Annotated in this window: 21 protein-coding genes; 12 read left to right on the top strand and 9 right to left on the bottom strand. The window is 48.9% G+C overall.

The genetic code is table 11. The features are described 5' to 3' along the window. Positions 1 to 3 precede the first annotated feature (3 nt). Entirely contained in the window at positions 4 to 1,050 is a 1,047-nt protein-coding gene (locus tag Q366_RS09510) for a sigma 54-interacting transcriptional regulator (RefSeq protein WP_051957949.1), read from the bottom strand. Positions 1,051 to 1,834: 784 nt separating this feature from the next. Between Q366_RS09510 and Q366_RS09505 the strand changes: the two genes are divergently transcribed. The 3 genes from Q366_RS09505 (at position 1,835) to Q366_RS09495 (ending at position 5,065) form a co-directional block, all read left to right on the top strand. Continuing rightward, positions 1,835 to 3,199 (top strand): phosphatidylserine decarboxylase family protein, encoded by a 1,365-nt coding sequence (locus tag Q366_RS09505; RefSeq protein ID WP_051957948.1) that lies wholly within the window; start codon positions 1,835 to 1,837, stop codon positions 3,197 to 3,199. A 363-nt stretch (positions 3,200 to 3,562) separates the two neighbouring features. Then, positions 3,563 to 3,817 carry an acyl carrier protein gene (locus Q366_RS09500; RefSeq protein ID WP_035238418.1) on the top strand — a complete coding sequence of 85 codons (255 nt, stop codon included), beginning with the start codon at positions 3,563 to 3,565 and terminating at the stop codon, positions 3,815 to 3,817. A gap of 9 nt (positions 3,818 to 3,826) precedes the next feature. Continuing rightward, complete coding sequence (locus Q366_RS09495) at positions 3,827 to 5,065, top strand: beta-ketoacyl-[acyl-carrier-protein] synthase family protein (protein ID WP_035238416.1); 1,239 nt, start codon at positions 3,827 to 3,829, stop codon at positions 5,063 to 5,065. Here Q366_RS09495 and Q366_RS09490 read toward each other — a convergent pair whose 3' ends face one another. From Q366_RS09490 to Q366_RS09465, 6 genes are all read right to left on the bottom strand, one after another. After that, positions 5,066 to 5,605 (bottom strand): riboflavin biosynthesis intermediates N-glycosidase, encoded by a 540-nt coding sequence (locus tag Q366_RS09490; protein ID WP_035238414.1) that lies wholly within the window; start codon positions 5,603 to 5,605, stop codon positions 5,066 to 5,068. A 293-nt stretch (positions 5,606 to 5,898) separates the two neighbouring features. Further along, positions 5,899 to 7,170 (bottom strand): B12-binding domain-containing radical SAM protein, encoded by a 1,272-nt coding sequence (locus Q366_RS09485; protein WP_035238412.1) that lies wholly within the window; start codon positions 7,168 to 7,170, stop codon positions 5,899 to 5,901. Continuing rightward, positions 7,167 to 7,892 (bottom strand): hypothetical protein, encoded by a 726-nt coding sequence (locus Q366_RS09480; RefSeq protein WP_035238411.1) that lies wholly within the window; start codon positions 7,890 to 7,892, stop codon positions 7,167 to 7,169. Before Q366_RS09480 ends, Q366_RS09485 begins: the two co-directional genes overlap by 4 nt. Beyond that, the gene (locus tag Q366_RS09475; protein WP_035238409.1) at positions 7,889 to 8,515 is read right to left on the bottom strand and encodes an outer membrane lipoprotein carrier protein LolA; all 627 of its coding nucleotides are present in this window, start codon (positions 8,513 to 8,515) and stop codon (positions 7,889 to 7,891) included. The genes Q366_RS09480 and Q366_RS09475 overlap by 4 nt, the downstream gene beginning before the upstream one ends. Beyond that, positions 8,515 to 9,252, bottom strand: coding sequence for a 3-oxoacyl-ACP reductase FabG (gene fabG / locus Q366_RS09470; RefSeq protein ID WP_035238407.1), 738 nt, complete (start codon positions 9,250 to 9,252; stop codon positions 8,515 to 8,517). Before fabG ends, Q366_RS09475 begins: the two co-directional genes overlap by 1 nt. Positions 9,253 to 9,317: 65 nt before the next feature. Further along, positions 9,318 to 9,743 (bottom strand): ApeP family dehydratase, encoded by a 426-nt coding sequence (locus Q366_RS09465; RefSeq protein ID WP_035238405.1) that lies wholly within the window; start codon positions 9,741 to 9,743, stop codon positions 9,318 to 9,320. Positions 9,744 to 9,972: 229 nt separating this feature from the next. On the opposite strand from Q366_RS09465, the gene Q366_RS09455 reads away from it, so the two are divergent. The 3 genes from Q366_RS09455 to Q366_RS09445 all read left to right on the top strand — a co-directional run bounded on the left by Q366_RS09455 (position 9,973) and on the right by Q366_RS09445 (position 11,182). Next, complete coding sequence (locus Q366_RS09455) at positions 9,973 to 10,413, top strand: MlaD family protein (RefSeq protein WP_035238401.1); 441 nt, start codon at positions 9,973 to 9,975, stop codon at positions 10,411 to 10,413. Between the two features lie 176 nt (positions 10,414 to 10,589). Then, on the top strand, positions 10,590 to 10,835 hold the full coding sequence (locus tag Q366_RS09450; RefSeq protein WP_035238399.1) for a CopG family transcriptional regulator: 246 nt from the start codon (positions 10,590 to 10,592) through the stop codon (positions 10,833 to 10,835). Then, positions 10,829 to 11,182: a type II toxin-antitoxin system PemK/MazF family toxin gene (locus Q366_RS09445; protein WP_035238397.1), complete on the top strand. Its 354-nt coding sequence runs from the start codon at positions 10,829 to 10,831 to the stop codon at positions 11,180 to 11,182. The genes Q366_RS09450 and Q366_RS09445 overlap by 7 nt, the downstream gene beginning before the upstream one ends. Here the strand turns inward: Q366_RS09445 and Q366_RS20830 are convergent. Both Q366_RS20830 and Q366_RS22155 read right to left on the bottom strand, forming a co-directional pair. Next, on the bottom strand, positions 11,068 to 11,433 hold the full coding sequence (locus tag Q366_RS20830) for a group II intron maturase-specific domain-containing protein (protein ID WP_245619919.1): 366 nt from the start codon (positions 11,431 to 11,433) through the stop codon (positions 11,068 to 11,070). The genes Q366_RS09445 and Q366_RS20830 overlap by 115 nt on opposite strands. A 213-nt stretch (positions 11,434 to 11,646) precedes the next feature. Further along, the gene (locus tag Q366_RS22155) at positions 11,647 to 11,901 is read right to left on the bottom strand and encodes a hypothetical protein (RefSeq protein ID WP_281175483.1); all 255 of its coding nucleotides are present in this window, start codon (positions 11,899 to 11,901) and stop codon (positions 11,647 to 11,649) included. A gap of 212 nt (positions 11,902 to 12,113) precedes the next feature. Between Q366_RS22155 and Q366_RS09430 the strand changes: the two genes are divergently transcribed. The 6 genes from Q366_RS09430 to Q366_RS09405 all read left to right on the top strand — a co-directional run bounded on the left by Q366_RS09430 (position 12,114) and on the right by Q366_RS09405 (position 18,849). Continuing rightward, positions 12,114 to 12,296, top strand: a complete 183-nt coding sequence (locus tag Q366_RS09430; protein WP_035238391.1) for a dual CXXC motif small (seleno)protein — start codon at positions 12,114 to 12,116, stop codon at positions 12,294 to 12,296. Between the two features lie 191 nt (positions 12,297 to 12,487). Continuing rightward, positions 12,488 to 13,891: a lytic transglycosylase domain-containing protein gene (locus tag Q366_RS09425; protein ID WP_245619918.1), complete on the top strand. Its 1,404-nt coding sequence runs from the start codon at positions 12,488 to 12,490 to the stop codon at positions 13,889 to 13,891. Positions 13,892 to 14,055: 164 nt separating this feature from the next. Further along, on the top strand, positions 14,056 to 15,069 hold the full coding sequence (locus Q366_RS09420) for a type I glyceraldehyde-3-phosphate dehydrogenase (RefSeq protein WP_035238389.1): 1,014 nt from the start codon (positions 14,056 to 14,058) through the stop codon (positions 15,067 to 15,069). Positions 15,070 to 15,086: 17 nt separating this feature from the next. Beyond that, the gene (locus Q366_RS09415) at positions 15,087 to 16,862 is read left to right on the top strand and encodes a formate--tetrahydrofolate ligase (RefSeq protein WP_035238387.1); all 1,776 of its coding nucleotides are present in this window, start codon (positions 15,087 to 15,089) and stop codon (positions 16,860 to 16,862) included. Positions 16,863 to 16,943: 81 nt separating this feature from the next. After that, positions 16,944 to 17,840: a bifunctional methylenetetrahydrofolate dehydrogenase/methenyltetrahydrofolate cyclohydrolase FolD gene (folD, locus tag Q366_RS09410; RefSeq protein WP_035238385.1), complete on the top strand. Its 897-nt coding sequence runs from the start codon at positions 16,944 to 16,946 to the stop codon at positions 17,838 to 17,840. A 268-nt stretch (positions 17,841 to 18,108) separates the two neighbouring features. Beyond that, positions 18,109 to 18,849, top strand: a complete 741-nt coding sequence (locus tag Q366_RS09405) for a cytidylate kinase-like family protein (protein ID WP_035238383.1) — start codon at positions 18,109 to 18,111, stop codon at positions 18,847 to 18,849. The last annotated feature ends 27 nt before the right edge of the window (positions 18,850 to 18,876 follow it).

The following is an 18,876-nucleotide window of genomic DNA, read 5'->3' as shown; positions in this document are numbered from 1 at the left end:
GGATCATTCCACTGAGAACATCTCGCGCTTGATCCGAAGCGTATCAATCAGATTGTATAATTGCGTGCGGGAAAGTGATACGTCCCTGGCTGTTTGGGAAATGTTCCACCCCCTGTTATCCAGCTTCTTTTTCAGGAACCCCCGCTGGAATTGCCGTGTGGCTGCCCGGAAATCGGAGGCGTCATCACTTTGCTCATCCAGCGGGTCATCCGCAGAAACCAGATAAACAGAGGGGATTTCCCTGTTGCCATCCAGGGAAGCCCGGATCGATGCGGCTTCGATCACATGCTTCAATTCCCTGATATTGCCCTTCCATTCTTTTTCCAGCAATGTACTCAAGGCGCAAGATGAGAGCGTGGTCTTTGCCAACCCGTGTTTTTCGCAGCTTTGCGCGAGAAAAAAGGCGGCCAGGTCAGGTATGTCCGCCTTTCTTTCGGACAATGGGGGAATATGTATCCGAAACGCATTGATTCGGTAAAAAAGATCCTCCCGGAATTTTTTCATTTGTATGGATTCCCTGAAGTTGATATTCGTTGCGGTGATGATTCGGACATCGGATTTCACCGGTTTTGAAGATCCCAGGGGATAAAATATCCCGGACCCCAGGAATTGAAGCAGTTTGGATTGCGCCCCCACAGGAAGCTCAGCCACTTCATCCAGAAACAAGGTGCCTTCCCGTGCGGCGTGAACCTTGCCGGTAACAGCCTGCGTAGCCCCGGAATGCCCCCCTGCCGCTGAGCCAAAAAGTTCATTTTCAATGAGGTTTTCCGGCAGGGCAGCGCAGTTCAGTTCCACAAAGGGGTGGTTCCTGCGTGAACTGTTTTTATGGATCAACTCGGCTATCTGCGTTTTCCCGGTTCCTGATTTTCCCGTGATCAACACACTAACATCCAGGGGCGCCACCATGAGCGCGTTTTTGAGTATGTCCGCCAAGACCTTGGAACGGCCTATGATTCCATCTAAATTGTAATTTTCACGAAGGTGTCCGGTATGATCCGCGCTACTGTACTTCTTATTGAGATGAATCTGTTTGTTGTCAGCCACAATCATTGATACTCCATATCGGCGCAAACAATTTGATAAAAGGAAAAAAACGAATGCACCAAAGATAAATGAAAGGTGCCTGACCCATCTCTTATAGTTCCGTTTTATCGATTTGGAATTTTAGTTCCCAACAAACCAACTATAGTGGGACTTTCCCTGAATAACTGTAACTTTGCCCCCCAATGGGATTCAGCAAGAAAAATGCCATATCTGAATGATTCATTCAATCGGCCAACCGGTGAAAGAGTGCCAGGGAGAATTTCTTGGGATAACCCGGCAGCCTATAAGATCCAAACGGGGATATTGTCCCGCTCCAAGTATGATTTTTTGTGATCGGACACCATAATTTATAAAGGACAAAATATTGCAGACAGGGCTTTTCGACTGACATAATCGACTTGACAAACTCGACAAAAACGAAGATCATTTTCTTCAACCTAATTTTCTGGATTCGTTGAAACGAATCCGATAACACACTAACTCTTTGAATTTACATCATAAAAACCTTTAGAACCCAGATGTTTGATATATACTGAATTCGCAAAAAATATAATAATATCAAACCCTAAGGACTCATATCAACATTGATGCAAAAACTCAAGTGGACAATAGCAGTGCTGGCGCATGAATTTAAAAAATAGTCGGCTGAGGAGATCTTGCCTCCTCCCTTGAGAAGGGTTCAACTGAGAAGGCTTCAACCGTTTTTAATTCCAAAAAGCATCCTTCAGATTATCGTACGCCCGGTTAGTTCAAACATCAGCAGTAACATCAATCTTCAAAGGAGGACAAAATGACAAAATCCAATCTTCTTACACTCGACAATGCCGGTCCCATTCAGATGGGCTTCTGGGTTCCCAACCGAATCTGGGCCACCGCCAAGTTCCTGGTCCCGATGCGCGACGCCATTGCCGCAAAAAAAGAGGCGGGCACGCTTGCACCGATGCGACCCGAGGTTCAGGACTTCAAGAATTGGGTGACACGGCATAGTGTCTACCGGATGTGGGTGACGTCCATGATCGAGGAGGCAAACGCTGTTGTCAGCAGGCTCAGCAAAGAGACCAGAGAGGAGATCAAGGACGAGGATGGCGACGTTCTTTGGATCAAAGACTACGACAGCCTTTTTGAGATTCTGAACGAAATCATATCCACCTCTCCTTCGTTTAATGCCACGGAAATGGTTGGCACGCCAATGAACGGTTTGCTGGCGGTCTCAATGGCCACGGAGTCCGGTCTCGCATTATTCCACGACAAGACCTTCAATCTCCAATTTAAAAACATTCTCAATGCGTGGAATACATTCCTGAAAAGCAGCGAATCGCTCGACAAGCTGGACATCAAAGACCCAGACAAAGAAGGGTCATGGATCTCTGAGCGTGCCTGGGCTGCGGGCGTGTGGGATCAAATGGTGTGTGATCCCCAAGCACCGGGGTATGGTTACGACTCGTGGAACTCATTCTTTATCAGAGAATTTGTACCGGGTGCACGGCCGTTCCATGGAGACCCGGCCGTCAATATCAACATTGGCTGTGAAACGACGCCCTGGCAATACGAGAACAAAGTGGCGCTTAAAACAGGTTTCTGGGTCAAGGACGTCAACTACTCTCTGCTCGACATCTTCGGGGGACAAAAACAGTGGGCAAAACTATTCGAAGGGGGTCAGATCTACCAGGGGTTCCTGTCCGCGACGCACTTCCACCGCTGGCAGGCACCGCTCGACGGCCAGCTTGTCCGCTCGTGGGTCCAACCGGGAACGTACTTTGCACAGCGGCCGTGGCAGGGTGAAGACCCAGGTACATGGGAGGGCACTGAATCTCAACCCTACCTTGGCCATGTGGCGACCCGTGCCATATTCATTTTCGAGCACGAGTTATGCGGTTATGTTGCGCTCATCTGTATTGGAATGGTCGAGGTGTCGACATGTGTTATCAACTCACCGTACATCGTGGAAGATGGCAATGACCCCGTCAAAGTTACCCGCGGCGACAAGATAGGCCACTTCGAATTTGGCGGCTCAACGCACATGATGATCTTCCAACGTGACCGGGTGCGTCTTGAAGCGTGGGCGATCAACGCAGTCAACCATCGGAATGATTCCAGCCCGACGCCATTGGGCAGTATCATTGCCACGGCGGAAATTAACGGCGCCGGGATATAATCAGGACACAATGTCATAAACTTAAGCATTGAGTATTTTATTTCACCATGAAGGACATGAAGAGCATGAAGAATATATGCCGGAAAATCAATCTTCATGTCCTTCATGCTCTTCATGGTTTTAATTCGGAAGCATCTTAACTTTATAACATTGAATCAGGACAACCGGCGGGCACAAAACGCGTGCCCACCCTACCGCTGGTAAACAGCGATGTTCACGGCAGTTGCACCGCCGTGAATCAATGTTTTCATTCACAATGAATTGTGGTAATGACTATATGCTTTGGGACTGAATTGTCAGGATGAAGACACGCTTGGGCAGAAACGCCCGAAGGATCATCAGAAGAGTAAAGGACCATGGAGAATGGAGCGAGAAGAAATACAGACCACTATTATTAATTTCATTGAAACCAATTTTGAAATGTCCGATATCGGACTTGATGATGACCTTAATGCCGTCCACGGCTTTGACAGTATTGATGCCATAGAATTGCTCCGGGAAATTGAGACATTGATGAAAACCAAACTGACCCGGGATGAAGAAGAGGCAGCCATGACCATACGAACAGTGAGGCAGATTGTTGATTTTATTGAAAAGGCCATGGCTGACAGGGCTTAAGGTTCCCTTATGGAAAGACGCGTTGTCATAACCGGATGTTCTGCCATCACGCCCATTGGCTGCTGCAAGGCAGATATCCTTAAAAACCTTGAAAGCGGCACCTCCGGTGTGGGCCGCATCAGGGATGATGAACTTCTGGTTGAGCAGCTCAATACCAGCGTGTTCGGAACAGTGGACCAGGACGTGGCTTACGACTTTCCAAGAAAATACCGTAAAACCATGGGGCCGGTCTCCTTTGCTGCCTGCAGGGTTGTGGATGATGTCATCGAACAGTCCGGGCTTGACAGGGCAGTGCTCTCTTCGGGGAGAACCGGGGTCGCCTTTGGCTCCTCCCACGGCTCCACCTCTGTTCTCAAAAAAGTCTACCAGGCCTGCTTCAATGCGCAGTCCACTGAAATGTTCTCCCTTTCGGCGGCAGATTACCTGAAATCAATGGTCCATACCACCGCTGTCAACATCACCCGGATGTTTGGGATAACCGGCCGGGTCATCTGTTCGCCGTCAGCCTGCACCACCAGCAGCCAGTCCATCGGGTTCGGGTATGAACTGATTAAATTCGGGGTGCAGGACGCCATGATCTGCGGCGGTTCCGAAGAGTACGATACCACCACAGTGGCTGTCTTTGATAATCTGCTGGCCTGTTCCACCCATTATAATGACACCCCGCATAAAACGCCCCGGCCCTTTGATGCTGAACGGGACGGGCTGGTCGTGGGCGAAGGGGCCGGCGCGGTCATGCTGGAGGAATTTGAATCTGCCAGAAAAAGGGGCGCACCAATCCTTGGGGAGGTGATCGGGTTTTCCACCAATAATAATGGCGGAAACCTAATTATGCCCGATCTTGCAGGCGTCACCCAGGTGCTTGAAATGGGCCTTGACAGTGCGCAGATCACTGCGGACCGGATTGATTTTATCAGTGCCCATGCCACGGCCACCCGCATCGGGGACGTGATCGAGGCCCGGGCCATTAACAATGTCTATGGAAACACCCCATGGGTCAGCGGCCTGAAAAGCTACATGGGACACACCATCGCAGCCTGCGGTGTCATCGAAACCATTCTCACCCTTTATATGATGGAAAAGGGCTTTATTGTCCCCACGCTTAATCTGGACCAGGTGGATGACCGCTGCGCCATGATCCGCCATACCCCCCGGCTGATGGAGACAAACATTGATTATGCCGCTGTCCAGAATTTTGCCTTTGGCGGCATTAATACCAGTCTGATTCTTAAAAGATTTTGCGGATAGTTATACCCCACCCCCAAGTGCTTCACGGGCATTCATAAGCGCAAATCCCAGCAGATTAAGGCCTTTCCAGTTGGTCGGAATGCCTGCATCAGGAGCGTATTCATCAAGGCCTATGCCCCAGATCTTATCCCAGGGATTTGCCAGAACTATGGTTTTAGGGGAAGTTTGCTGGAGATAGCAATTTAATTCACTGTTTTGTCCGAACTTGAGAATGCTGCCTGCGGTGACTATTTTGAAGCGCTCATTTTTCCAGATCTGTTCATCAAAATTTTTTACCATTCGGCCAAGGCTTGCTGCTTCTGAGGGATGATCGGATTGAATAATTCGATGGTACGCTTGATCATCGTGAAACAGCATGGCCTTGTGTGCCATCATATACTGTTCAGCACTGTTATAAGTGATGCCATGTTCGGTAAATACGGCTGGATACCATTGACTTAAGCAGGAACTGCCGGGGGTGGATGTCATCGACGGCATATCATCCCAGAAAAACAGGAAGCCATTACGCGTATCTACGGTTGCAGGATGGGTTGGTGTCATTGGATGATTATCTCATAATAAGGGTTAATCTCGGCAGACCGGGGGCAAATTGCCGAGTACGTTGTCAATGCCATAAACTTAAGCATTGAGATTTTATTTTACCACGAAGAACACGAAGTTCACGAAGATATTAGCGTACTAAACTTCGTGTTCTTCGTGAACTTCGTGGTTTTAATCTGAAAAATTTCTTAACTTTATGACATTGAGTACGTTGTAAAAACAAAATTTTTCCAGAAAACCGATACCTGCCCTCCCCTCCCCCGGAGGCTGCTGGAGCGACTTGATCCGGTGTATCAGATCTGTTGACCCGCAGGTCGTCCAAATGCAGACCGGACAAGGTCCCGGTTCCTGGGACGATAGGTGTTATCGGCTTTTTCTTTCTGGATGACCGTCTTTAACAGCTTGTACATTTTGATATTCTGGGGTTCATCCTGGTAAAAGGAGTCCCAGGCATACCGGAGCAATTCCTGGAGGCGCTCCGGGGCCATGTTCTTGGGCTGGAACACCACCTTGTCCGCCGAATACGCATCCCAGTCATAGGATAGAATCCTTTTCTCGCGATTCAGCTCTTCCCAGGCCCGGGTGTGGGGGAACGGCGTCAGAACCGTGAATTCAGCCAGATCAAGATCAATTTCCAAAAGAAAATCAATGAGCCGTTTAATGGAGTCTTCGGTGTGGTGGTCAAGGCCCAGAAGAATGGTGCCCTCGACACCGATGCCATGGTCATGGTAGCGTTTGATTCTGTCCCGGATTACATCAGAGGTGTCAAACACAGCCTGGTAAACATACCAGGCGCCTGCCTGGGCTGCCAGGTCCAGCACCTTGGGGTCGTTTTCAATGGGGTGGCAGCACCACTTTTTCTTTAACGGAATCATCTCCCGGAAAAGGTCCAGCTCCCACTGTTTGTCCTGGGCCAGGGAATTGTCCACGATAAAGAGACGGTTGTTGTCAATGCCGGCCAGCTCTTCAATGGTTTTGTCAATGGGTCTGGGTCTGAATTTGCGTCCCCCAAGGTAGGCCACGGCGCAGGGGTAGCAGTTAAACCGGCACCCCCGGGAGGCATGGACCAGATCCACCATCTGCACCCCTTTGTAGTTGTACAGGTCCCGGTCAAGAATATCCCTTCTGGCCGGACCCACGGATTCAATGGGCGGCTGTGAAGAAAGATTATCGTACACCGGGGCCAGGCGGTTTTTTTCAAGGTCGTCAAAAAGCTTTTCCATCCGGCCTTCGGCCTCTCCAAGAAACACGGCGTCCACCTGGCCTGTGATTTGCTCTGCATGGAGCATGGTGGCAATGCCGCCGGCAATTACCGGAATGCCTTTGGCCCTAAACTTTTTTGCAATGGCAAGACCGCGGTTGACCTGGATGGTGAGCATCATGGAGAGGGCAACCACGTCAACCTCTTCGTCATAGTCAATGGTCTGGACATTCTCATCAATAAACTGGACATCTATATGGTCGGGCAGGGCCGCTGCAAACACAACAGGTCCATGGGGGGGCAGATGAAATTCGGTCTGCCGGTCAAGCTTTGTCCATCTGGGATAAATCAGTTTCAGCTTCATTTATTGTCACCGCAAGGAAGGGTATCAGTAATTAAACTCGCGTCTGTCAGGGTCATGGTTAACGTGTATCGTGAGGGAAATGCCGCCGTCAAGGTGATAGACCTGGGAAAAACAGGGGCCTGGCTGTTTGTGGCCCCTTGGGGAAATAAATACGTAACGCAGCGTTTGATCCGATGGCTGCTGTTTCTTAGGTTCTGGGTCCAAATGGTCCTGTCCGGGGACACGACAAGGTCTATTGTCCCGCCGTCAGGTTCTGAAAACCTCAGGATTGTATTTTTATTTTCAAGCGTTCCCCAGGCGTCGAGTCTGCCCCGGGGTCTGAAAAAGATAAGCTCAATGTCCGATACCAGACCCCTGGCAAAAGCCTGGCTGTCAAAGGGGGGAATGACCCGGTGAATTATGAACGCTTCACTGGTGTGGTCCGCTTCAAAAAGAACCAGTCCCTCCAGGGTCATGACCACACAATGGATGGCGCGGTGCTGGGGATGGATATTTACAACACCCATGAGCATGGCCGAATGGCTGCCCGGCATGGTCAACTCTATGGCGTGGACAAACTGGAACGAATCCGCCGGAAACAGCGCGTTCACCTCCCGGGAAAGGCTTTGTTCATCAGGCGCACAAGAATTGTCCGGGGAAACAATAGGCGGCAATCCTGCGCACCCTGCGCCCATTAAAAAAGCAAATACAAAAAGATATCCCAGGGCTGTTTTCTGTCTCATTTCGGGGTGGCAAATACGTCAGGGTTAATATCTTCATTGAGCGCCACCGCTTCAAACCGAAGAAGGGTGTAAGAGTCTTGGCTTTCGCGGATAATGACCGCTTTAAATACGCCCGGCTGTTCGGACAGCACCAGAACTATGTCCTGGATAAAACGGGACATGGCCTTGTCCTTTGGAACCAGGATGATTCTGCCGGGCTCCGGCTTCCCCTCGATGGTTGCATCAAAAACAGTGGTGTTGAAATCCCCTTTCAGCCATTGGCTGATTTCATCCATGACAACAGCCATGGCACCCATGGCAGCGCCATTGTCCCGGACAAAGGTGTTGTCCTTGTGTATATAGCGCGAAACACTTTTCCCTTGCATGATAAGGATATTCTTAATGGGTTCCCGGTATTCAAACCTTAATGCATCCGGGGTCTGGAAACGGATAATTCCTTTGGAAACCAGAGGCTTTACCAGGATTTTCATGTGCTTTTCCTGGATAAAATCGGCACTGATTGAGCGGATGCTGCCGGCCGCCTCCTGGATATCCTCCAGGGACACTGCGTTTGCGCTGGCTGAAACCATGACCGCCACCAGGACAAAGGCAGCCCCCAGGAAAAGTTTTCTTACCCTAAGCATCAGAACATGCCGCCGTTGACCGAGATCACCTGGCCGGTAACGTAGGATGCATCATCTGAACACAAAAATTTTACCACCCGTGCCACCTCCCCGGGCCGGCCCATCCGGGCCATGGGGATCATGGTTTTGACATTGGGAAGGGGCAGATCCTTGGTCATATCGGTTTCAATAAGTCCTGGTGCCACAACATTGATACGAATGCCGAGCCGTGCCACTTCGGTGGCAATGCTGCGGCTGGCACCGATGAGTCCTGCTTTGGCCGCACTGTAATTGGCCTGTCCCCGGTTGCCTGTCAGCCCGGACAAAGATGCGATGGAGACAACCGCCCCCCGCTTCTGGCGAACCATTTTTTTCAGGACCGGTTTTGTCATATTGTAAAATCCGTCAAGGCTGGTTCGGATCACCTTGTCCCAGCTTTCTTCCTTCATCATGATAAACAGGCCGTCAGCAACAATCCCTGCATTGTTTACCAGGACATCAATGGTCTCACACCGGCCGAGGATGGTGTCAATTGCAGCTTTGGACTGTTCCCTGTCCGCCACATCGAACTGCATGATCTCCCCGTTGGAACCGGCTGCCCGGACCTGTTCAAGGGTGTGGGCGGCACCGTCTTTGTCCGAGTGGTAATTTATAATGGTATAATACCCCTGCCCTGCAAGTTCAATGGCGATGGCCCGGCCGATACCCCGGCTTGCCCCTGTAATGACGGCGGTTTTTGTGTCTATTTTCTGGGACATGGAAAAACTATCCTAACGTATGATTGGTTGTCATATTTAATAATTCATGTGGGCGGTCCGGCGTTTTATGCCGACACAAGCTGCAACGTGATTTCTGCTGCAACGGTTTCATCCAGCATTACGGTTCCGGCAACCTCCCTGAAATTTTCAAAGGAGAAGCTGTTCCGGGTCCGGGTGATAAGGGTTGCCCCCACGGGAAGGCTGTCCATATGAAAAACAGCGGATTTAACACCGGCAATCCATCCCATGGTGCCGTCTTCTTTTCCCCGGGTCTGCAACCGGTGGATACTGTTGTTGACCCCGGCGGTCTGTGCAGTCAGTTCCACCATGACAATGGGGCTTGCCAATCCTGCAAAGACAAGGGGCCAGTGATCCGACACCACGGCACTGGACACGGTTTCGGACGCATTCACCTCAAGAATACGTTCAATAAGGAGCATCCGGTTCCTGTGGGGAAGAAGATCTTTAATGAGAATTTGCCTGGGATTCATCCTATGTCCTGTATTCCAGTTATCTGAAGGCAAAGCCGCTTTTACTGACCTGAAAAAGGATAAAACTATACCGGCTTTTTATATCAGTGTAAAGTTACAAAAAAATTCCCGGATTCACCATCAAAGCGCCACCAATGTCATTTTTAGTTGTTTTTTAAAACTTGATTTTGTAAGTTGGCAAGACTAATCGGGTCCAATTCTTTTAAACAAAACAATTCAAGAGGGCTTCATGTATAAAAAATCAATTTTCATTTTGATGGTGGCACTGTCTTTTTTTCTAAACTGTGCAATGTTTTCCCCAAAAAATTTCTATTACGTTGTATTTGAAGATAATCCCAATATTAATAACACCAAGATCTATTCAAAGGGCATAGAAATCGGAAAAATTCTGGATCAAGACCTTAGCAAAGAAAACAAACTGATTTTAACCATAGCCATAAACAGCGATTATAAAGAATTAATTAAATCTGATACCCTCTTTTACGCGGACGAAAATTCTCTTTTACTTCAAGTGTCAGATACAAATACGCAGGCACTGCCCGAAAAATCATTTATTCTGGGCTTTGCTTCGCAAACAAAACTTGTCTGGTTTAAAGCAAAAAATACACTGAAAGACTTTTCAAAGGCAGCGCAAATAGAAATCCAAAAAATAATAGAATCATTCAAATAAAAATGATAATCTCCAATTAAATTTCGGCTCTAAACCGTTTCACCCAAAGCAATAGACAGAATCTGCCTATTGCCATATTGGCCCATTCTGTCTATTTCACTGTTTTTTTGGGATTACAAAGTATTGACGCCTTTTATACTAAATATTACACTAAAACAAATAATGGAGGGATCAATATGCCGAACGTAAAAACAGCCATTTCTATAGAAAAACCTATTTTCGAAAAAATAAATATACTTGCAAAAAACCTCAATGTTTCAAGAAGCTATATCTTCTCTCAAGCAGCAAAAGAGTATATCCAACGCCATGAAAATATGGAGCTACTTCAACAGCTAAACGAAGCTTATGATGGTCAACAAACTGACTCTTTGGTTCAAAAAATGCGTCCTAAACACAAAGAGCTTCTGAATGATCAATGGTAAAACAAGGTGAAATCTACTGGATTGATTTTGGAGAGCCTCAGGGGTCAGAACCCGGCTATCGTCATCCACATCTTGTGGTTCAAAACAATCTTTTTAACCAGAGTCGAATAAACACCGTTGTTGTTTGTGCCCTTACATCAAACCTAAGAATTGGAAACGCTCCAGGGAATGTTACTCTTCGAAAAGGGGAAGCAAATATCCCTAAAAAAAGTGTTGTGAATATTTCACAAATTTATACGGTAAACAAAACTGATTTGATAGAAAAAATTGGAACTCTTTCAAAAAAACGTTTTGAAGAAGTATTGCAAGGCCTCAGCCTATTGCTTGAGCCACGAGAGGTTGATTGAAAATTAGCCCAATAGGGATATGAAGGATTGTATCGCCCGTAATAATTAATCCAGCCTTGAATTATTGGATTACATTCTATAGCCAGATCCTCAAGCTTGTCCCCTGGCCGTAATTGCCAGTTCCAACTGCGTACTTTCTGTCTGATTGCCTTTGCAGCCTTGTTGCTTATCGCTGGTGTGAAGTTTTCAAAAAATTTTCCCCTGCGATTTCTTGATAATCTGGGCCGAAATGTATTACCCCAGAAAATCAAACTTCATAACAGGATAATCTCCTTTTCGATCTTCATCCTTGCAATAAACTGATGTAGCTCCAATCCAATGCCATAAACTTAAGTATTGAAATTTTATTTTACCACGAAGAGCATGAAGTTCACGAAGATGTCAGCCGACTATACTTCGTGTTCTTCGTGAACTTCGTGGGTTTAATCTGAACGTATCTTAACTTTATGACTTTGGCATGGTACTCAGTGTAGATTAGATATCGAATTGGGAATTATGGGCAAAGGCCCGTCCGGCCAGGCCATGCCCAGAAAAGAACAGACATGAAGGTTATGGACCACGGGCTGGCCTGTAAATCCGGGATGAAACTGGCCTATAAAAACATTGCAACCCAGCACAAATCCGATAATCTCAGGGCGGATATACTGGACAACACCGGCCCTGGGCAACCCGATGGCACCGGCGATATCCCGTTCAAAACAGGCAACGCAGATTCCCATATTCCCCGGATTTCCAAGTTTTTGTAAAACAGCGGCGAAAATTCCGATCACAGCGCCCGCAACAATGATGCCCAGGCGGGTGGAAAAAAATTTTTGACCATAGCCCGACGACCTCCTGTACGTTTCATTTATAAATATTTCAAGTCTGCCTGTTTTATGTTATCCGGGGGACAAGAAAAGAGGTCCAAACAAACAAAAACAGAGGAATAAAAATGGAAAAAGCCCCCCAAACCTGCCCGTCATGCGGCGGAAAACTTGTTGTCAGACGAGCCTGCCCCCATGTTATCATATGCTGCGACGCCTGTGGCAAAAGCTATCCCCAGGAGAAATACAAAGAACTGATCGATGATTACTGGGAGGAGGCCCTGGCCAATATACCGGTGAACCGACTTTAGGCCCAGGATAAAATATTGATATGAAACCAGACCATGATATGATAGCGTTATTCTCTGAATAGATTCTTCAACCTGTTTTTTCTTTTGGAGTTAATATGACCCGTTTCCCAGGACAATTGGTCTGTTTATATATCTTCGCTCTCATTATAATCTGTGTTTGCGGCCCTGCTGGCCAGGACTGCCAGGCAGCAATGTCCCCAGCCCCGCCTGAGCAAGCTGAGCTTTTTCCGGTTTATGACCTGATCAAACCCAATGTGACATTCTGGACCCATGTGTTTACCAAGCACACCCGGGCCCAGGCCCTGGTCCACGATATGGGCGACCTGTCCAGAATTTATGAAGAGATCAAACTCAATCCCGCCAAAAGCAAGGAAGCTGCCCAGGCAAACAAGGCGACAAAAAAAAAGGCCCTTGAAAAATATAGAACCCTATTGCTGACACTTTCCAAAGGAAAAGTTCCGGAAACGCCCATGGAAAAAACAGTGGCAGCCCTGTTCCCGGACAAAACAAAACCAAAGGAATTCAAGCTGGCCGCCCAGAGGCTTCGGGTACAAACCGGATTAAAAGAACATTTCATGGAAGGGGTAATCCGGTCAGGCGCCCTGATAGATGAGTTTAAAATGATATTCAAATCCCATGGCCTGCCCGAAGACCTGGCCTACCTGCCCTGCCTGGAATCAGCCTATGACATCCAGGCTTACTCAAAATCCGGGGCCGCCGGATTGTGGCAGTTCACCCATTATACGGGCAAGCTGTTCATGGATATCAACCATGTGGTGGACCAGCGCCGGGACCCCATTGTCTCCACCCATGGGGCAGCCCGGCTTCTGAAAAAAAATTATGAGACGCTTGAAAACTGGCCCATGGCGATTACAGCTTACAACCACGGCCTTAACGGTATGTCCAGGGCAAAAAATAAGCACAAGACCTATCCGGCCATATACACAGATTACTGCAGCCGGTCCTTTAAATTTGCCTCGCGCAATTTTTATCCGGAATTTCTTGCCGCCCGCCAGGTGGCGAAAAATTATGTTAACTATTACGGCAGGATAACCCTGGATAAACCCGGACAAAAGACCCGGTACAAGGTCAAAGGCTTTGTAGCGGCAAATGATCTTGTCTGTAAACTGCCAATGGGTCTGGCAACGCTTCAGGAGATGAACCCGGCCCTAAAAAAACCGGTTTTTGACGGCATGAAATACATCCCGCCAGGGCAAACCCTGTATCTGCCCAGGCATATATCTTCGGACCTGCTGGACAAAACCCTTGGATCATTGTATCGCACAGCCCAGAGACCCACCCCCTTTCACCGGGTGGTCAAGGGGGATACAGCGGGCAGCATTGCCAATGCCTACAAGGTGCCCCTTAAAAATCTGATCATACTGAACGGCCTTGGGAAAAAGGCGGTGATCCATATTGGCCAGATCCTGAAAATCCCGTTGAAAGAAGAAACCCGGCCCCTTGGGGCTGCCGGGGTTCCGCAATCGGATTCCCTGGCCCAGTCCAAAACAAGGCCATGGCCCCCAAAGCAGCCGGCAAAGCCCTCGCTTCCGCCGGATCAAAGCAAGCTTCCAAATCATCCCCCAGTACAGTAAGTTGTACCTGAGCACAGACCGGCATAGCAGTGCAACGCGTCTGTGTGACAGCCGTTCGCATCAATTTTTGTATCAATCGTGCGGCCTTGCCTTGACACAAGCCGTATTTCCCGGTTATTAGAAGTGTTTTTTTATTAACACCAAACAGTTCAGGAAGTCTGGCAATGGCATATAAGATAGCAGTGAACGGATATGGGAGGATCGGACGTTGCGTAGTACGTGCCCTTTACGAATCCAGGGCATACAGAGAAAAGCTTTGCCTTGTGGCCGTTAATGAAGCCTGGCACCCGGATACGGTGTTTCATCTGACCCGGTTTGATTCCACCCATGGACGATTTCCCGGAGAGATCAACAAAACCGCCCGGGGTATGACCATTGAAACCGATGAGATCTGTCTGCTCCAGGAAAAAAATATTGAGGACCTGCCCTGGAAGGCTCTCGGGGTGGACGCAGTTCTGGACTGCACCGGTATTTTCAATGACCGGCAGGCCGCCAAACAGCATATCCTGTCCGGTGCTGCAAAGGTTATTTATTCCCACCCCGGCAAAGATGAAATGGATGCAACCATTATATACGGGGTGAATCACAACAGCCTGAAAGCCGGACATGCGGTTATTTCCAATGCCTCCTGCACCTCGAACTGCCTGATTCCCATCTTAAGCGTCATTGACGCTGTGCTTGGCATTGACAGCGGTTCAATCACCACCATTCATTCTGCCATGAACGACCAGCCTGTGATTGACGCATATAATACGGATCTGCGCAAAACCAGGTCTGCCCTGCAGTCCATTATTCCGGTGACCACTTCCCTTGCAAAGGGGATCGGCAGGATTCTGCCCCATCTGGACAACAGATTTGAAACCCTGGCCATCCGGGTTCCCACCACCAATGTTTCCATCATGGACATTACCCTTGTGGTGGCGTCGGACACAGATGCGGACCAGGTCAATGACCTGCTGGCCCGGGCAGCAGAATCGGATTTAAGCGGCATCCTAGGGGTGAATGATGAACAGCTGGTGTCCTGTGATTTTAACCATGATCCCAGATCCGCCATTGTTGATCTGCCCCAGACCCGGGTATCGGGATCACGGCTTGTAAAAATTCAGGCATGGTTTGACAATGAGTGGGGGTATTCCAACAGGATGCTTGACACCACAATTGCCGCCCTTGATAAATAAAGTAAAGGAGTTTTGCCATGGCCTTAGATCCAACCCAGCATGCGGATTGGGAAATTGCAGAAGATGCGGAAAAAAAAATGCTCACCATTTATGAAATCGGTGAAAAACTCGGATTGACCAAAGAAGAACTGCTGCCCCATGGACATTACATTGGTAAAATTGATTCCATGACAGTACTTGACCGTCTTAAAGATAAGCCCAACGGAAAGTATATTGATGTCACCGCCATCACCCCCACCCCGCTTGGCGAAGGCAAATCCACCTCTGTCATCGGTTTGGTACAGGGCCTTGGAAAACTTGGTAAACGGGTTTGTGCAGCCATCCGTCAACCTTCGGGGGGCCCGACCATGAATATCAAGGGGTCTGCTGCAGGCGGCGGTCTTTCCCAGTGCATTCCGTTGACGCCCTTTTCCCTGGGATTTACCGGCGACATCAACGCCATCATGAACGCCCACAACCTGGCCATGGTTGCCCTGACCTCTCGGTTACAGCATGAAAGAAACTATACGGACGAGCAACTGGAACGCCTCTCGGGCATGAAGAGAATCGACATTGATCCCACCAACATTGAAATGGGCTGGGTCATAGATTTCTGCTGCCAGGCGTTGCGTAACATCATCATCGGTATTGACGACGTAAACGGCAAGTTCGACGGTTTCATGATGAAATCCAAATTCGGCATTGCCGTGTCTTCGGAAGTGATGGCCATCCTGTCCCTGGCCACTGACCTTAAAGACCTGCGTGAAAGAATGGGTAAAATCGTTGTGGCATACACCAAAAAAGGCGCACCTGTCACCACCGAAGACTTAAAGGTTGCCGGTGCCATGACCGCCTGGATGGTTGATGCCATGAAACCCTCTTTAATGCAGACCCTGGAAGGCCAGCCTGTTATCGTTCATGCAGCGCCTTTCGCCAACATCGCCATTGGCCAGAGCTCCATCATTGCGGATAAAGTCGGCTTGAAACTGGCTGACTATCACGTGACCGAATCAGGCTTTGGCGCCGGCATTGGTTTTGAAAAATTCTGGAACCTGAAATGCCGGTACTCCGGGCTGACACCTGACTGTGCTGTGATTGTTGCAACGATCCGTGCCCTGAAGTGCCACGGCGGCGCACCTGTGCCTGTTCCGGGTAAACCCATGCCCCAGGCGTACAGCACTGAAAACGTTGAATGGGTTGAAAAAGGATGCGTCAATCTCATCCATCACATCCGCAACGTGCGTAAAGCCGGTATCTCTCCGGTGGTCTGCATCAATGCCTTTTATACGGATACGGATGCTGAAATCGCCAAGGTTCGTGAGCTGGTCAAGGCTGAAGGGGCACGGGTGGCCCTTTCCCGCCACTGGGAAAAAGGCGGCGATGGTGCCATTGAATTTGCCCGGGCCGTTGTGGAGGCATGCGAGGAAAAAACAGAATTCAAATTCCTCTACATGCTGGATATGCCGCTTAAACAAAGAATCGAACTTATTGCCAAAGAAGTTTACGGGGCCGACGGTGTTGATTACTCTCCTGTTGCCGACAGGAAACTGGCTGCGCTCCAGGCGGACCCGGAAGTTTCCAAGATGGGGGTGTGCATGGTGAAAACCCACCTGTCTTTGTCCGACACCCCTGGGCTCAAGGGTGTGCCCACAGGCTGGAGACTGGCCATCCGTGAAGTCCTGACTTACAGAGGTGCGGGGTTCATCGTTCCCGTTGCCGGAGATATCTCTCTGATGCCGGGCACCGGTTCCAACCCGGCCTTTAAACGCATTGATGTTGATGTTGAAACCGGCAAGGTTCAGGGTATATTCTAAGATTATAATTTAACTAATCCGGCAAAGAAAACGGCCCTGTCCGCCTTTTTCTCCTTTGCCGGATCATATCAGGAGAACAGCATGACCGCAGAAATCATTAGCGGAACCGAGATAAGAAAAGCGATTCTGGCTGAAATTAAGGCAGATGTTGAAAAGATGAAGGCCAAACACGGCAAAGTGCCTGGTCTGGTCACCATCCTTGTGGGCAAAAACCCGGCATCTGTCAGCTATGTCACCTTGAAGGTAAAAACAGCCTTGTCTGTCGGATTTAATGAAATTCAGGATGATCAGCCCGGGGATATTTCCGAAGCAGATCTGCTGGCGTTGATCCATAAATACAATAATGACCCGGATATCCACGGTATTCTGGTCCAGTTGCCGCTGCCCGGACATATTGATGAAAAAAAAGTAATTAACGCCATCAATCCGGACAAGGACGTGGATGCATTCCATCCCGTTAACGTCGGTCGTCTGATGATCGGCGGTGATGATGCCAGATTCCTGCCCTGCACCCCGGCCGGTATCCAGGAGATGCTTGTCCGTTCCGGAACACAGACCTGCGGAGCCCAGGTTGTGGTGGTGGGGCGTTCCAATATAGTCGGCAAACCCATTGCCATGATGATGGCCCAAAAAGGTAGTTGTGCCGACGCCACGGTAACCCTTGTTCATACAAGGACCAAAGATCTTGCCGCCCATTGCAAACGCGCTGATATCCTCATTGTTGCGGCTGGCGTGCCTGGTCTTGTCAAACCCGAATGGATCAAACCGGGCGCCACGGTTATTGACGTGGGCGTGAACCGTGTGGGTATAAACGAAACCACCGGAAAAGCCATCCTCAAAGGTGACGTGGACTTTGATGCAGCCAGGGAAATTGCAGGCAAAATAACCCCTGTTCCCGGCGGCGTAGGCCCCATGACCATTGCCATGCTCATGAAAAATACCCTGAAATCCGCCCAGTATGCCCTGGGAGATTTATAGTTCAAACAGACCCATGTATCTACCTGGCGAACCTGTCCACAGAATTTACACATGGGAAAAAAAACAGACGCAAGCCCACCACAAACAATGAAACTTACGGCAGCAGCAATGCAGGGCTAAATGGGCGCCCCAGGCGCTTCACTCTCTTGTTTCCTGTATCTTGTCTCTAGTTTCATATGAAAATTCCCCATGGCATTTTTATTGCTATGTAAGGTTAGTGTAGCTCGTAATTTTTTATGCTGACCTTATAAAAAAAGAGGGGGAAATTATGACAAAAGAATCCAAAACAGGATATTCGCCCGGTGATTACGGTAAAAAAAGGCTGGGTGCTGCTGCCTGGGCGGAAATCAATGTTAAGAACTGGAACCGGACACCTGAAAATAAGCCACAGAGACAGCCGAAAGACGGCATTTTCCCCTGCATCTGCTTCTCCCGGCAAATCGGGGTGGGTGCCCTTAAAATCGCTGATCTTTTAGCCGAACGGCTGCCGTTCCGGGTGATTGACCGGGAAATCCTGGAGTTCATGGCCAAAGAAAAGGATCTGACCCAAAAAGCCGTGGAATATTTTGATGAACGGTATCCTGGAATCATGAGTGAATTGTTTACCATGCTGATCAGCGAAAAAACCTATTTAAAAAGCGACTATGCAAGACAGCTTGCAAAAACCGTGACCGCCATGGCAGGGCTGGAGCCCACCATCTTTGTGGGAAGGGGCACCCATCTAATTCTTCCCAGGGACAAAGTCCTGGCTGTCAGATTCATTGCCGGCAGGGAATACCGGATTTCAAGGCTGTCAGGGTTGCTTGGCATCTCCTGGGAACAGGCTGAAAACCGGATAAAAACCATGGACAAGGAACAGAAGGCCTTTTTTAAAAGTGTATACCAGAAGGATGAGGCCAATCCGGATGAATTTGATCTGGTCGTCAACTTAAGGCACCTCAAGGATGCGTCCCAGGCCGTGGAACTCGTTGCCTGCGCCTTTGAACAGAAATTCGGATCTATGGCATAACTGCTTTAGGCCGGGCATGGTCTTCTG

This window comes from Desulfobacter vibrioformis DSM 8776 (genome assembly GCF_000745975.1).
Classification (GTDB): Bacteria; Desulfobacterota; Desulfobacteria; order Desulfobacterales; family Desulfobacteraceae; genus Desulfobacter; species Desulfobacter vibrioformis.
The sequence above is the reverse complement of the archived record's forward strand: the minus strand, read 5'-3'. Positions and strand labels throughout refer to the sequence as shown.